The organism is Glutamicibacter sp. V16R2B1, from assembly GCF_005774635.1.
Taxonomy (GTDB): Bacteria; Actinomycetota; Actinomycetes; order Actinomycetales; family Micrococcaceae; genus Glutamicibacter; species Glutamicibacter creatinolyticus.
The window spans coordinates 105,415-119,175 of the sequence record NZ_VATX01000013.1 but is presented as its reverse complement, the minus strand read 5'-3'; the positions used below and the strand labels follow the sequence as shown (position 1 = coordinate 119,175).

Genomic DNA, 13,761 nt, shown 5'->3' with positions numbered 1-13,761 from the left:
TGCGGTGGGTATTGTGGGCAGTACAGGGACACCCGGGATCTGACGTTCCGGGAAGGTTGAAAGTTCCTGTTGCCCGAAGTAGGTGCCATGGTGAAGTTCATCCGCATTCGCCGCGATGTACGGCGGCCATGCCGTCATGGGTCCCAGGCCGCAGTACGGCTGCTTGGCATGCGACAGGGCACCAGCAGCAGGCACGCTCGCGCTTATGACCCGTGGGCCGTCTGGCAAGGGTTTCCCGACGCTGCCGCTTTCCCTTCCAGCACGCTGTGCCACCTCACCGCCCACCACCGGGCATCCCGCCATCCATCAGCATCAAGGGAGCAATCCATATGCAGTTCAGCAACCAAGTAGCCCTCGTCACCGCAGCCGGTGCAGGCATCGGCCGCGCCATCGCGCTGCGCCTGGCCAAGGACGGGGCCGCCGTCCTGGTTTCAGATGTCAATGACGCGGCCGGCGCAGAAACCGTGGAACTGATCGAGAACGCCGGGGGACGTGCCTCCTACCTGCACGCGGACGTCTCGGTTCCCGAGGAGGTAAATGCGCTGGTTCCCCGCGCCCTGGAGATCTTTGGCCGTTTGGACATGGCGGTGAACAACGCCGGGGTGGGCGCCATGCCCAAACCCATTCAAGACGTCACCACCGCTGACTGGGAGCGTTCCATCAACATCACCCTGACCGGCACGTTCCTGGCCATGCAAAGCCAGATCCGGCACTTCACCGAGCAGGGGCAGGGTTCCATTGTGAACATCGCTTCCCTAGCGGGAATCAGCGCCACCCCGCAGCTGACCCCATATGGTGCGGCGAAGCACGGGGTCGTTTCCCTGACCCGCAGTGCCGCGAAGGAAAACGCTGAAGCGGGCATCCGCGTCAATGCGGTGGCCCCCGGCGCCATTGAAACCGCGGCCCTGGCATCCCTGCCGGAGGAGGCGAAGGCCGGATATGCGGCAGAGATTCCCATGAAGCGGCTGGGTCAGCCGGAGGACATCGCCAGCGCCACCGCGTTCCTGCTTTCCCCGGAAGCCAACTTCATCACCGGTGTGGTGCTGCGCGTGGACGGCGGCACCGAAGCCTAAACCCGGCAGCAGCTGCCAAGCATGGCGCCTGGTGAAGGCAACGGCGGACGGCAGGAAGGATCTTCCCGTCGCCCGCCGTTGTCTTGGTTATGCCTGCTGGGCGGTCACGCGTCCGTGTTGACCACGAGCCGCCCGGGCTTCGCCATCCACCGCTCAAAAGGCAGGGTCAGGAACGGTAGGGTGGAGGCCGCCGCGCCAACAACCAGCACCCAGATCTTCCAGCGGAACGTCACCGCAGTCACCACCGCAGCAGCCAGATAGCACAACCAGGTCACGCCGTGCGCCCATCCGAAGATCGTCACGCCAATGCCGTTGCCGTTGATCAGGTACTTAAAGGCCATGCCGGTCAGCATCCCCACCCAGGTGAAGCACTCGACAATCGAAACCACCTGGAAGAACCGGCGGATCGCCGTTTGCCAGGCAGCCGTTCCCAACGGCCGCCTTTGTTCGGCGGCAACAGGGTGGGTCGACGACTCAATGACGGACACGGCGGCTCCTGCATTCGATGATTCAAAATGGCAATCCCACCCACCCTATCCGTCACCCCAAACCAATACTTGACTTCGTAAGCAACACCACTGGAGCGTCTTAAAAGCGGATCTGCGTGAAAGTGCGAAATGTTCACTGGTTCATCAACCCTTGCCCGGCATCACCGGAAACCTTTTTCTTCGTCCAGTTCCACTGCGCATTTGCTCAAAATCGCCGCCAAACACTCGATTCCGGGGAGCCCGAGTGATGGACTAGCGCCATGGCTACTTACAACATCGGGTACATCGTTGGTTCGCTCTCCAGCAAGTCCATCAACCGGATTCTTGCCAAAGCCCTGATCAAGCTGGCACCGGACTGCCTGGAATTCACCGAGATCCCCATCGGGGATCTGCCGTTGTACAACCGCGACCTGGACGAGAACTATCCAGAGGCGGCCACCAAGTTCAAGAAGCAGATCGAAGCTTCCGATGGCCTGCTGATCGTTTCCCCGGAATACAACCGCTCCATCCCAGGCGCACTGAAGAACGCCTTGGATTGGGGGTCCCGCCCCTGGGGCACCAACTCCTTCGCACGCAAGCCCGCAGCCGTCATTGGAGCTTCCACCGGCGCCATTGGCACCGCCCTGATGCAGTCCTCAATGCGCACGGTCCTTGGGTTCCTGGACGCGCCCCAGCTCAATGCCCCAGAGGCCTACATCAGCTTTAAGCCCGAGGCCTACGAGGAGGACGGAACCGTCACCGACGAGTCCACCCGCAAGTTCCTCCAGCACTACGTCGATGAGTACACCGCTTTCATCCAGCGCGTGCTGGATGCAAGCGCCGAAGGCCACATCGGAGATCCGGGGTCGCCGCAAAAGTAGCGTCCACCCGCCGCGCGATTATCCACTCACTTCACCAACCCAGGAGATGTCGTTGACCGAGCCGGAGCTGACCCAGTCTTCACTTAATGCCACACAAAATCCACTGCCGCGTCCCACCTGGCCCGAAGCAGCCCAGATCGTGGCGGACATTTTTGCGCCGGTGTTGGCCAAGGGACCAATTCGCCGGCGGCCGAAGGTCATGGCGGTCGCCGAGCGCCTGGACATTGAGCGTCGCGGGGTGAAACGGATGCAGGCCCTGGTCGACAAATACGGCCCAGGTCCCCTGCAGCTGAAGCTGTTCGGCCGGGAGTTCTCGCTGATCCTGGATCCACAGGACGTGCACCGTGTCCTGGACCAGACACCTGAACCCTTCACCCCCGCCGAATTGCTCAAGCGCAAAGCCCTGGAACACTTCGAACCGCGTTCTTCACTGATCACCCGCGGACCGCAACGGGCCGGACGCAGGGAATTCAACGAAAAGGCGCTCGGCTCGGATCATCCGATACACAAGATGGCCAGTACGCTGCTGCCAGCGGTGCGAGAGGAAGCCAAGATCCTCTTGGACGAGGTCGGAACCGAGAGTGGCACCCTGCGTTGGGATGACTTCAACCGCGCCTGGTTCCGCATGGTTCGCAGGGTCGTGCTCGGGGATTCGGCTAGAAATGACGATCGGCTGATCGAGCTGATCGAGTCGCTGCGGTCCAGGGGCAACCTCGCTTTTCTTCGGCCGCTGGACCGGGTCACCCGTGACGACTTCCACGACACACTCAAGGAGATCCTCGACCGCGCGGAGCCAGGGAGCCTGGCGGCGTTCATGCAGAATATGGGACCTTCCGAGACTGAGCCGGCGGATCAGGTTCCACAGTGGCTCTTTGCCTTTGATCCCGCCGGAACCGCCGCATGGGCCGCCATGGCACTGCTCTCCAGCGATGAGCCGAAGATGGACGAAGCCCGTGAGGAGGCATTGGTTCAGGCTTCGGACCCGGCCCCGTTGTTGCCAAAGTTGCGCCATGCCGTACTCGATACCCTGCGCCTGTGGCCCACCACGCCCTTCATCCTGCGCCAGGCCACCCGCTCGGTGGAATTCACGCCGGGCATCATGCCCGAGGGCACCTCGGCGCTGATTTTTGCGCCCTACTTCCACCGGGACGACAGGCACCTGGGGTACGCCAACACGTTCAGCCCACACATCTGGGATGCTGAACGCACCAACACCGACTGGCCGCTGGTGCCCTTCAGTGACGGCTCAGGGATTTGCCCCGGACGACACCTGGTCCTGATGCTGACCAGTAATTTCATCGCCGAGCTCATCCGCGCGCACGAGGTGCGGCTGCTCCAGCCGAGCCTGGACCCCCGGAATGTACCCAGCACGTTCAATACCTATGGCGCCGAATTCCGGGTTACCTCTCGTTGAGCCAGCAGCGTGAGGGCCTGTCTCGCCTGATCCCGGCTAACGCGACAGCGTGAAGCTGGCCGTTGGCCGGGAGGACCCGGGCCCGGTGAAGTGAACGTTCAGCGACCCGAAACCGGGCAGCACCGTCACCATAATCCGGGGGCTCGACGTTCCGGACGCGGTACAAATGAAACGGTCCGGACCCAGCCAGCTGTTGCTCTTGCGGCATCCGTCCCCGGCATCGGCCCAACCCCACAACAGGCTGTCGGTGGCGAGCGTGACTTCGAAGGCCTGGCCCCCTGGGATGTTTGAGGTCGTGAGCGCGAATTCGTAGGTCGAAGTCAGCCCGTGAGTCACACTATGCAGGCTGACCTCTACCTGCGGTTCGGTAGTACCCGGCTCCGGATCGCTGGGCTCCGGGGCGGGGTCGCTGGGATCCGTGCTTGGCTCAGGCGAGGATTCCTCGCCGGGAGTGGGGTCCAACTCCTCGGTTTCCTCGTCAGTTGGAGACGGTGACGGTTCAGCCGTCGGCTCCGCCGTGGGCTCCTTGGTCGGTTCAACCGTCGGTTCCTCAGTCACTTCCGCCGAAGGTTCCTCAGTCGGCTCAGCCGTCGGACCTTCCGAAACCTCGGGACTTGGCGCGGACGTCGGATCTTCGGTCGGCTCAACCGTCGGTTCCTGAGTTGGTTCAGCCGAGGGCTCCTCAGTCGGTTCAACCGTCGGTTCTTCCGAAACCTCAGGATTCGGCTCAACAGTTGGCCCCGACGTTGGGTCTTCCGTCGGCTCAACTACCGGATCCTCGGTTACTTCCGCGGAAGGCTCAGTCGGTTCAGCTGTCGGTTCTTCCGAGACCTCAGGACTTGGTTCTAAACTAGGCTCCGACGTCGGCTCTTCAGTCGGCTCAGCCGTCGGTTCCTCCGTCACGTCCGCCGTCGGCTCTACAGTCGGTTCTTGGGTGAGCTCGGGACTGGGCTCCGATGTTGGCCCTTCCGAAACCTCAGGGGTGGGCTCCGCGGTGGGATCCATCGAAGGCTCCGCCGTCGGATCAACAGGCTCGTCCGAAGTCTCAGGATTCGGTTCCACCGTCGGAGACATGGAAGGAACAATGGTGGGCTCAACATCGGGCTTTGCCGAAGGCTCGTCGGGCTCCGTCGTGGGCCGCTGCTCCGGGCTCGACGAGGGCCTGGATTGAACGGGGTGCATGCCCACCGCGGGTCTTTCGCTGGCCGGCGGCGCCGCGTTCCCCGGCCCGCCCGGTGTGCTCCCCGGCTGCGCTTGGCCCGGATCCGTGTCCCTGGATTCGTTGATGGTTTCGGGCTTCAGCAGCTTGCGGAGCACCACGCGGGCGATGTCATCCGGTGATTCCAGTTCCTGGGCCATCTCAGTGGCTTCGGGACCTGCCGGTTCCCCTGAATTGTCCTGTGGCTGGGTCCCGGGCCGCACGGGGTTGAGCGGTGCAGCGGGAACCGGAGCATGCTGGGCGGCCTCGGGCTGGTTCCCGTCCTTGGAATGAATGCCAATGGCAATCCCGGCGGCCGAGGCGACGACCGCGACCGCGGTGAGCGCGGTGCCCACGGTTGTGGCTAGGGCCCCGCCGCTGGCGGTCCCGAGCAGGGTGCCACCCGAGGCGCCGGATGAGGCGGCGGCCCCGGACCCGCTTAACGTCCCGGCCCCCGCGGCGGAGCCCGAGGCCAGCTGGGCCGCGGCCGGGATCCCCAGCGCGGTGACCCCACCCACCACCAGCGGAAGGATGATGCCGCGGACCATCTGTCCCACGTCGCTCAGCTCCAGGTACACGCCGTGGCAGGGCCCGCAGGTCTTCAGGTGCCGCCCGACGGCGCGCTTCTCCCGGGCCGGAGCGGAGCCGCGCACATAGCGCGGCAGCTGTTCCCGGGTGCTGGCGCAGGCCGCGGGAAGGTCGGCGTGCTCGTTCAGGTGCGCGGCCAGGTAGGCTTCGCGCAGCCCCTCGCGGGCGCGCACCGCCAGTGCGGAGACCGCGTTCGGGCTCAAGCCCAGGATCGGGGCGACCTGGCGTGGGGCCAGCTCATCGATCTCGGTGTGCCACAGCACCGCCTGCCAGCGTTCGGGCAGCGTCTTGAAAGCGCGGATCGCAAACTTCGATTCGGCCCGCTGCATCACCTCATCGGCGTTGTCCTGCCCGTCCTCAAACTGGCTGAGGTCATCGGTGGGCAGCTGCCGGGAGGCGGCCTGGTTGCGGGCGAACGCCTCACGGGAGACGGCGGTGAGCAGGTAGGCGCGGAAGAATTCGGTGGGCCCCTGGCCGCGGCGGATCAGGGAGAAGACCCGCAGGAAGGATTCGGAGACGATGTCCTCGGCCTCCGAGGGGTTATCGGTATGGCGGTAGGCGACGGCGAGCGCAACCTGCCGGTGCCGACGGTAGAGCAGTTCCTGGTGTTCGCCGCTTCCAAAGCGCAGGCCCTCGATCAGCTGTGCATCGCTGGCACCGCTCGTGCCCAGCTCGGAATCGATCGCCATCACGCCCCCATATCGCGAATTGTCCACCGTGCCGTCAAGTGGAGACGCTTAACCCCGGGCGTCTGCGCTGACACTCCTCGGGCCAGTCCGTGATGCGCGGGATGAACAGCGCGCAGGCGCCCGACGCCACCGACTATACCCAGTGCAGGTGGCGGGGCGGAAAACGTTCCGTTTCCGGTGAAGCGCATCAACATGGTTTTTCAGCCTTTTCCCGTGGACAGGTGGGCGGAAGGAAGCGCGCGCCCCGTCCCCCAGTGGGACCGCCCCTGGCGTGGGGCGGGCCTTGCGGGACGCGTACTTCCCTCCATGCGCGAGTGTGCGCCTACTGCCGGCCGTGTTGGATCCCCCATGAATCCAACCCGCTGAGCCTGCCTTTCGGCGCAGAAGGCCACTGTCAGCAAGCTGATGCCCTCCGGTCCCCGTGGCGGCCCCCACCGCCAACTGCGGGGGCATCATCTTCGCTGTCACCGGTTAAGAGTGGGCGGGCGGTGAATCGTGACGCGGTTGTCGAAAGATTTCCTAAAAGTTTTTTCGCGCCCGTTCCTACCGCAGGTTCAGGCGTTCCTTCCACCGGCGGTAGACGGCCCGCCGCCCACCATGGGCGGCGAAGGTTCGCCACGCCATGCGCACCGCCCGCAGGTGGCTGCGTGGGCTGGACAGGCTGCGGCCCGCCACTCCCACGACCAGCCCCAAACCCAGCCGGACCTTTGCTTTTGACGGCAGCACACAGGAAAGATCCATGTCATCGTGCAGTTCGGGGGCCTGGCGGTGCACCCGGGGTGAGGCGTACTGCCAAACGCGTTGGCGCATCGCCATGTTCGAGCCCCACAGCGGCACCCTGGCCAGCGCGGCGCCGATGGCAGCATAGTAGGCCCCGAAATAGTACGCGGCGGCCACGGTCCGTGCCCACCGCGGCAGGTCATAGAAGACGCCCAGCCCGGTGACTGCGTCCAGGTCCGGGTTACGGGAGAAGTTTTCAAGGATGCGCGACACCCACCGGGCGTCGGGCCGGCTGTCCGCGTCGCAGCGGGCAATGATCTCCCCTTCGGCGGCGTCGTAGCCGGCGGCCGCTGCGGCCGGAATCCCGCGGCGCGGCTCGCTGATGACCCGCACCCCGGCGGCCTGGGCGAGCTGCCGGCTGTTGTCCGTGGACCCGTTGTCCACGATGATGATTTCAAAGGGCTCATCCCGTTGCTTCTTGAGCAGGTCAAGCAGCACCGCCAGGTGCTGCTCATCGTTCAGGACCGGCACGACAACGCTAACCCGGTTCATTCTCACCCCGCCCTGCGCCGCGCAAAGCGCGATCGGTCCGGAAGACGCCGGAGGCTGCCAGCGCGGAGCCGGCGAGCCCGGCCAGCAGGTCTCCCATGGTGTCGTCGTAGCCCACCCCGATGCGTGGGTCCAGCAGCCGATAACCGGCCCACTCGCCGATTTCCCACAGCACCGCCAGCAGGGCACCGAGCGCCACGAGGATTACAAAGCGCCACCACGCTCCCCCGGCACTTGTCCCATTCATCAGGCCCGTTGTGCGCAGTGTGCCGTGGAGCAGGCCGACCACAACGCCCATCAGCAGCCCATGAACCGCAAGGTCGAGCCACTCGATGAGCGCGTAGGCGCCCAGGGCACTGAAAACGGTGGCGCCCAGCAGGACGAGCTGGCCCAGCGCATCGCGCCAGCGGGTCGACGCGAAGTAGCGAAGCGCCCATTGCCCGCCCCAGGACAACGCGGCCGCCAGGAAGGCGGCCGGCCCGGCCACGGCACAGGCCCAGGGCAACAGCAGCAGGCCGATCCCGCGCAGCAGGTCGGTGACGTGGGGAACAAAGGAGTCCTCATAGGCGGCCCTGGGTTGACGTTCGATCGTGACCTCCTTTTCGCTAGAGGATACAGCGCCAAACCCGCATTCCACGGCCGCGGTCATTCTCCGCACAGGATCAAGCACGCCGACGCTCCCCCATGCCCGTCTCCGGTGGGCCGCCTAGGTCCGTCCGCCTTCAATTCCCGGCACCTGAGCGCTGGCTGAAGGGCCCGGATTTCGCCCCGGCGGCGTGCCATCATGGGCACAGACCTGAAGGACAAGCACGCCAAGTGGTTCGGCAGCGACGCTCCGGGCCGTGGCGCCGTCGAAAGGAGTCCCGCATGAAAACCGTCAGCAAGCTGATCGTCGAATCCCTGGCCGAGTACGGGGTCACCCACGCCTGGGGCGTGGTGGGAGACGCCCTGAACCCCATCACGGATGCGATCCGCCAGGAGCCGGGCATGGAATGGATCGGGGTGCGCCACGAGGAGGTCGCCGCGTTCGCCGCCGGCGCCCAGGCGCAGCTGACGGGGAGGCTGGGATTGTGCATGGGAACGGTGGGCCCGGGCTCGATTCACCTGCTCAACGGGCTGTACGACGCGAAGAAGTCCCACGCCCCGGTGCTGGCCATCTGCGGCCAGGTGCCCTCCTCGGAGATCGGCAGCAGCTTCTTCCAGGAAGTCAACAACGATGTGCTGTTCAGCGACGTGGCCGTGTTCGCGCACACCGTCACCTCCGCCGACCAGATGCCGCAGCTGCTGGAGCAGGCGGTGAACGCGGCCGTCTCCCGCAAGGGGGTTGCGGTGCTGACCGTGCCCGGGGATGTGGGCGGCATGGAGCTGGAGAAGAACGTGCGCCGCGCCCAGTTCGTTCCCGAGGCCGCGCAGGCCGCCGCCCCGCGGGCGCAGATCGAGGCGGCAGCCAAGGTGCTGCAGGAAGCCGCGAAGGTCACCCTGCTGGTGGGCGTGGGTGCCCGGGAAGCCCGTCCCGAGGTACTCGAGCTGGCCGAGCGGCTGCAGGCCCCGATGGTGCTGACTCTCAAGGCCAAGGAGGGCCTGGAAGAGCAGAACCCCTACCAGGTGGGGCAGACCGGGCTGATCGGCAACCCGGCGGCGGTCAAGGCGCTGGATGAGGCCGAGGTGCTGTTCCTGGTGGGCACCGACTTCCCCTACCGGGACTGGTACCCCACCGGCAAGACGGTGATCCAGCTGGACATGCGCGCCGAGCACATTGGCCGGCGCACCCAGGTGGCCCATTCCCTGGTCGGGCACGTGCAGCCCACCCTGACCGAGCTGCTGCCGCTGCTGAACACCTCGCGCGAGGGCAAGCACCTGAGCGCCATGCGCAAGGACTACGAGCACTGGATGCAGCGTCAAATGAAGATCACCGACCCGCAGCGGGACCGCGGGCTGATCGGCAAGGTGCGCAGCCTGGTGGAAAACCCGGATGAGCTGATCCGCCCAGAGGCGGTGGCTGCCGCCCTGGACGCCCAGGCGGACCAAGACGCGATCTTCACCAGCGACACCGGCATGTCCACCGTCTGGCTTTCCCGGTTCATCACGATGAGCGGGACCCGGCGGCTGCTGGGCTCCTACAACCTGGGCTCCATGGCCAACGCCATGCCCCAGGCGCTGGGCGCCCAGGCCCTGGACCGCACCCGCCAGGTGATCGCCAACTGCGGGGACGGCGGGCTCATGATGCTGCTCGGGGATTTGCGCACCGCGGTGACCTACAACCTGCCGGTGAAGTTCGTGGTGTACAACAACGGGCGGCTGGGCATGGTGAAGCTGGAGCAGGAGCAGGGCGGGCTGCAGGAGTTCGGCACCGAGCTGGACAACCCCGACATTTCCGCGGTGGCCCAGGCCATGGGCCTGAAGGTGCAGCGGGTCATCGACCCCCAGCAGCTGGATGCCGCCGTCGCCGCCGCCCTGGCCAGCGAGGGCCCCTACCTGCTGGACATCCAGACCAACCCGCAGGAGATCTCGCTGCCGCCCAAGGCCACCGTCTCGGACGCGTGGGGCTTTGCGATCGCCAAGTCCAAGGAGGCCCTGGAAAGCGCCTAGCTGCAGCAGCATATACCAGACGAATAGCGCTCACCGATTGTATGACGAGGACCCCATGGAAAGGACGTGGACTGATTAAGTGGCAGCACGCGCAACGAGTCGACACCAACAAGGCATGAAGTGGGGCCCTGCGCTAACCGAGCTGCTGGTCGGATTGATTTGCCTGGGAATCGCGGCATTGGCCCTGCTCTGGGTTAGCGGCGTCGTTCAGCCGCCTGAGGAGCTTCCCGGCGTTCGGCGGCCGTGGCATTTCACGTCCTTCACTGTACTGGAGCAGTGGCTCTGGCTTGCATTTTGGACGGCGCTTTCCGTCATGGTGCTCTCCGATGCGATCCGGCGAACCATCGTCACCGTCTGCAAGCGACGGAACCGGGAGTGGGAAGAGCAGGAAACGGATACCGGGTCGGCCTCGGGACGCAAGCGGATAAAGGCAGAAGCGCCACTTCTGCATTCAAAGCACAGGCGTCGACGCTAAGTGTAGTGCTCGGTGAGGCGCGTTGAATTGCTCGGCGGATGAAGACCTCCTGACATGGTGTGGAGCTGTCCAAGTAGCCGCTTCGCAATTGGAAGGCCGCCATTGCCGAACTAACGCAGCGCTGATCCTAAGGCGCGTTTGCCGCTGACCTTGCTCGTCGCCGTCCGCGGCAGGAGCACGAGCGCAGGAATCTCCTTCTCGCCCCTGTACACCCTGGCCTTCATCGCCCTGCCGGGCACCTGCCTGAGTGTTGCCGGGCGCACCTGGGGGGCGCACCACAACCAGGAGCTAGGCAAGGCATCACGAGCCTTCTTAGCATCGCCGTGCGGGTAACGGTTTACCTCGATTTGAGAAGCACTGACCTAGCTCGCGGGAAAAGCAAAAGCGCCTCCCCTCACTTCGAAGTTATCTCGTGAGGGGAGGCGCTGGCTGCTGCGGCAGGCTTCCTACGCCTCGCCGCGGCGGATCAGCTTGCCCTTCGGCGTCTGGAAGTCCACGTCCACCCCGCCGACCATGGCCGAGCGGATGACCCCGGCCAGGGTCTTGCCCTCGTAGGGGCAGATCGGGTTCTTGTGGTGCAGCTTCTTCACGTCCACCACGAACGCCTCATCCGGGGCGAAGAGCGCGAAGTCGGCGTCGTTGCCCAGGGCGATGGCGCCCTTGTTCTTCAGCCCGGCCAGTTCGGCCGGCTTGGTGGACATCCACGAAATGACCTGTTCCAGGCCGATGCCGCGCTGCTTGGCCTCGGACCAGATCAGCGGCAGGCCCAGCTGCAGGGAGGCGACCCCGCCCCAGGCGACGCCGAAGTCCCCGTTTTCCACGTCCTTCAGGTCGATGGTGGAGGGCGAGTGGTCCGAGACGATGCAGTCGATGACCCCTTCCTCCAGGCCCTTCCACAGCAGTTCGCGGTTGGAGGCCTCACGGATCGGCGGGCAGCACTTGTAGGCGGTGGCGCCGTTGGGGATTTCCTCGGCCAGCAGGGTCAGGTAGTGCGGGCAGGTTTCCACGGTCAGCTTCACGCCGTCCGTCTTGGCGCTCTTGATCATGGCCAGCGCGTCCGAGCTGGACAGGTGCAGCACGTGGGCGCGGGCCCCGGTCCAGCGGGCGCGCTCGATCACCTGGGCGATGGCCACGTTCTCCGCGCCGCGCGGGCGGGACTTGAGGAACCGCTCGTACTGGTCGCCCTCGGCGTCCGGGGCGCGGTCGATGGCGTGGGAGTCCTCGGCGTGCACGATCATCAGCGAGTCGAAGGACTTCAGCTCCTCCATGTCCTCCTCCATCTCCTCAACGGTGAGGGAGGGGAACTCGTCCACGCCGGAGTGCAGCAGGAAGCACTTGAAGCCGAACACCCCGGCGTCGTGCAGTTCGCGCAGATCCTTCTTGTTCCCCGGGATGGCCCCGCCCCAGAACCCGACGTTGACGTACGCCTTGGTGCTGGCGGCCTCGCGCTTGATTTCCAGCGCCTGAAGGTTCACGGTGGGCGGGATGGAATTCAGCGGCATGTCCACGATGGTGGTCACCCCGCCGGCGGCGGCGGCCTTGGTGGCCGATTCGAAGCCTTCCCATTCGGTGCGGCCCGGCTCGTTGACGTGGACGTGGGTGTCCACCAGGCCCGGCAGCAGCACCTCATCGGCGCCGACCTCGATGACCCGTTCGCCGCGCAGGTTGTTGCCCAGCGGTTCGATGGCCACGATCTTCCCGTCCTTCACGCCCACTTCGCGGGCGGTGATTCCGGCCGTGGTCAGGATGCGTTCGCCGCGCAGCACCAAGTCGAACTCGGTGGTCGTCTCGGTGCCGGTGGCGGCCTGGGTGGTTTCGGTGCTCACAGTTCGTGCTCCTGATTCCTGATGTGTGATTCCTTGGGTGCGGGTGCCGGTTGCCTACCGGCGGCCCGCGGTGGTGCTCGCGGCATGCTCTTGCGCGATGGTCTTGGCCAGCCGGGTGCCGGCCTCGGTGACCAGTTCGGCCGAGCGGGTCATGGCCTCGCCCGGGTCCTTCACCAGGTCCACCAGCGCCACGGTGTGGCGGATGCCGGCGTTGGCCAGCTGTTCGGGGTCCAGCGTGGTGCGTCCGCACACGGCGTAGACCGGGATGCGGTGCGCGGCGGCGGCCTGGGCCACCCCGATGGGGGTCTTGCCCTCCAGGGACTGGCTGTCCAGGCTGCCTTCGCCGGTGATGACCGCGTCCGCGCCGGCCAGGGCCTGGTCCAGCCCGGTCAGCTCAAGCACCACGTCAATGCCGCGGCGGCGTTCGGCCCCCAGCAGCGCGATGGCCGCGTAGCCCATGCCCCCGGCCGCCCCGGCGCCGGGCTGCTGGCGGTATGCGGTGCCCAGTTCGGCCTCGAGCAGGTCGGCGAAGTGGGTCAGCGCCGCATCCAGTTCGGCCACCTGTTCGGCGCTGGCCCCCTTTTGCGGCCCGAAGACCGCCGCGGCCCCGTTGGCCCCGGTCAGCGGGTTCTCCACGTCGGCGGCGAGCACCACGGTGGTGCGCCGCAGGCGCTCATCCAGTCCGGTCAAATCCGCGGTGGCCAGCTGCGCCAGGGCGGCGCCGCCGCCGGGCAGTTCCCGGCCCTGCGCATCGCGCAGGGAGGCGCCCAGCGCCTGGAGCATCCCGGCCCCGGCGTCGGTGGTGGCCGAGCCGCCCACGCCCAGCACGATCCGGGTGGCCCCGGCCGCCAGCGCGTCGCTGATCAGTTCGCCGGTGCCGTAGCTGGTGGCGGTCAGCGGCTGTCGGGTGCCGCCGGGCAGCAGGTCCAGTCCGGAGGCGGCGGCCATTTCGATCACGGCGGTCCCCTCGTGCAGCGCGTAGCTGGCCTCCAGCCGCTGGCCGGTGGGCCCGGTGACCTGGGTGCGGCGTTCGGTGAACCCGGCGGCCAGGGCCGCGTCCACGGTCCCCTCCCCGCCGTCGGCCACCGGCACGGTGACGCTTTCCAGCGGGTCGATCACCCGGGACAGGCCGGTGTGCAGGGCGGCGGCCACCTCGGCCCCGGTCAGGGTGCCCTTGAACTTGTCGGAGGCGATGACGATCTTCATCCCGCGGCCCGCCTTTCCCTCATGGTCCTGCTGACGTTGTTGTTCTTGGCCCATCCCCGGCGCCGGTGGCGCCCGGGGATGGGTGT

Annotated in this window: 11 protein-coding genes; 5 read left to right on the top strand and 6 right to left on the bottom strand. The window is 66.4% G+C overall.

The window, feature by feature from the left end; all coding sequences use genetic code 11:
• The first annotated feature begins 329 nt into the window (after positions 1 to 329).
• Complete coding sequence (locus FDN03_RS09565; protein ID WP_138176356.1) at positions 330 to 1,073, top strand: SDR family NAD(P)-dependent oxidoreductase; 744 nt, start codon at positions 330 to 332, stop codon at positions 1,071 to 1,073.
• Between the two features lie 104 nt (positions 1,074 to 1,177).
• Here FDN03_RS09565 and FDN03_RS09560 read toward each other — a convergent pair whose 3' ends face one another.
• On the bottom strand, positions 1,178 to 1,561 hold the full coding sequence (locus FDN03_RS09560) for a DUF3817 domain-containing protein (protein ID WP_138176354.1): 384 nt from the start codon (positions 1,559 to 1,561) through the stop codon (positions 1,178 to 1,180).
• 260 nt (positions 1,562 to 1,821) lie between these two features.
• Here FDN03_RS09560 and FDN03_RS09555 point away from each other — a divergent pair, with 260 nt between their 5' ends.
• Together FDN03_RS09555 and FDN03_RS09550 are read left to right on the top strand one after the other, a co-directional pair.
• The gene (locus FDN03_RS09555; RefSeq protein ID WP_138176352.1) at positions 1,822 to 2,421 is read left to right on the top strand and encodes an NADPH-dependent FMN reductase; all 600 of its coding nucleotides are present in this window, start codon (positions 1,822 to 1,824) and stop codon (positions 2,419 to 2,421) included.
• Between the two features lie 46 nt (positions 2,422 to 2,467).
• The gene (locus FDN03_RS09550) at positions 2,468 to 3,835 is read left to right on the top strand and encodes a cytochrome P450 (RefSeq protein ID WP_171021198.1); all 1,368 of its coding nucleotides are present in this window, start codon (positions 2,468 to 2,470) and stop codon (positions 3,833 to 3,835) included.
• 36 nt (positions 3,836 to 3,871) lie between these two features.
• Here FDN03_RS09550 and FDN03_RS09545 read toward each other — a convergent pair whose 3' ends face one another.
• The 3 genes from FDN03_RS09545 to FDN03_RS09535 all read right to left on the bottom strand — a co-directional run bounded on the left by FDN03_RS09545 (position 3,872) and on the right by FDN03_RS09535 (position 8,228).
• Positions 3,872 to 6,310, bottom strand: coding sequence for a sigma-70 family RNA polymerase sigma factor (locus FDN03_RS09545; RefSeq protein WP_138176348.1), 2,439 nt, complete (start codon positions 6,308 to 6,310; stop codon positions 3,872 to 3,874).
• Between the two features lie 543 nt (positions 6,311 to 6,853).
• Positions 6,854 to 7,582: a glycosyltransferase family A protein gene (locus tag FDN03_RS09540; RefSeq protein WP_138176346.1), complete on the bottom strand. Its 729-nt coding sequence runs from the start codon at positions 7,580 to 7,582 to the stop codon at positions 6,854 to 6,856.
• Entirely contained in the window at positions 7,569 to 8,228 is a 660-nt protein-coding gene (locus tag FDN03_RS09535) for a hypothetical protein (RefSeq protein WP_138176344.1), read from the bottom strand. Before FDN03_RS09535 ends, FDN03_RS09540 begins: the two co-directional genes overlap by 14 nt.
• Before the next feature lie 218 nt (positions 8,229 to 8,446).
• On the opposite strand from FDN03_RS09535, the gene FDN03_RS09530 reads away from it, so the two are divergent.
• A complete protein-coding gene (locus FDN03_RS09530; protein ID WP_138176342.1) occupies positions 8,447 to 10,168 on the top strand; it encodes a thiamine pyrophosphate-dependent enzyme in 1,722 nt (573 codons plus the stop codon).
• Positions 10,169 to 10,247: 79 nt separating this feature from the next.
• Positions 10,248 to 10,643: a hypothetical protein gene (locus FDN03_RS09525; RefSeq protein WP_138176340.1), complete on the top strand. Its 396-nt coding sequence runs from the start codon at positions 10,248 to 10,250 to the stop codon at positions 10,641 to 10,643.
• Positions 10,644 to 11,089: 446 nt separating this feature from the next.
• On the opposite strand, the gene allB is transcribed toward FDN03_RS09525, so the two are convergent.
• Together allB and FDN03_RS09515 are read right to left on the bottom strand one after the other, a co-directional pair.
• Entirely contained in the window at positions 11,090 to 12,469 is a 1,380-nt protein-coding gene (allB, locus tag FDN03_RS09520; RefSeq protein WP_138176338.1) for an allantoinase AllB, read from the bottom strand.
• Positions 12,470 to 12,523: 54 nt separating this feature from the next.
• Complete coding sequence (locus FDN03_RS09515) at positions 12,524 to 13,675, bottom strand: glycerate kinase (protein WP_138176336.1); 1,152 nt, start codon at positions 13,673 to 13,675, stop codon at positions 12,524 to 12,526.
• Positions 13,676 to 13,761: the final 86 nt, after the last annotated feature.

Bases quoted from the DNA above. Each gene is read 5' to 3' on its own strand.
- FDN03_RS09565 (WP_138176356.1), top strand. From the start codon at position 330: ATGCAGTTCAGCAACCAAGTAGCCCTCGTCACCGCAGCCGGTGCAGGC.
- FDN03_RS09535 (WP_138176344.1), bottom strand. From the start codon at position 8,228: ATGACCGCGGCCGTGGAATGCGGGTTTGGCGCTGTATCCTCTAGCGAA.
- FDN03_RS09550 (WP_171021198.1), top strand. From the start codon at position 2,468: ATGTCGTTGACCGAGCCGGAGCTGACCCAGTCTTCACTTAATGCCACA.
- FDN03_RS09515 (WP_138176336.1), bottom strand. From the start codon at position 13,675: ATGAAGATCGTCATCGCCTCCGACAAGTTCAAGGGCACCCTGACCGGG.
- FDN03_RS09530 (WP_138176342.1), top strand. From the start codon at position 8,447: ATGAAAACCGTCAGCAAGCTGATCGTCGAATCCCTGGCCGAGTACGGG.
- FDN03_RS09545 (WP_138176348.1), bottom strand. From the start codon at position 6,310: ATGGCGATCGATTCCGAGCTGGGCACGAGCGGTGCCAGCGATGCACAG.
- FDN03_RS09555 (WP_138176352.1), top strand. From the start codon at position 1,822: ATGGCTACTTACAACATCGGGTACATCGTTGGTTCGCTCTCCAGCAAG.
- FDN03_RS09540 (WP_138176346.1), bottom strand. From the start codon at position 7,582: ATGAACCGGGTTAGCGTTGTCGTGCCGGTCCTGAACGATGAGCAGCAC.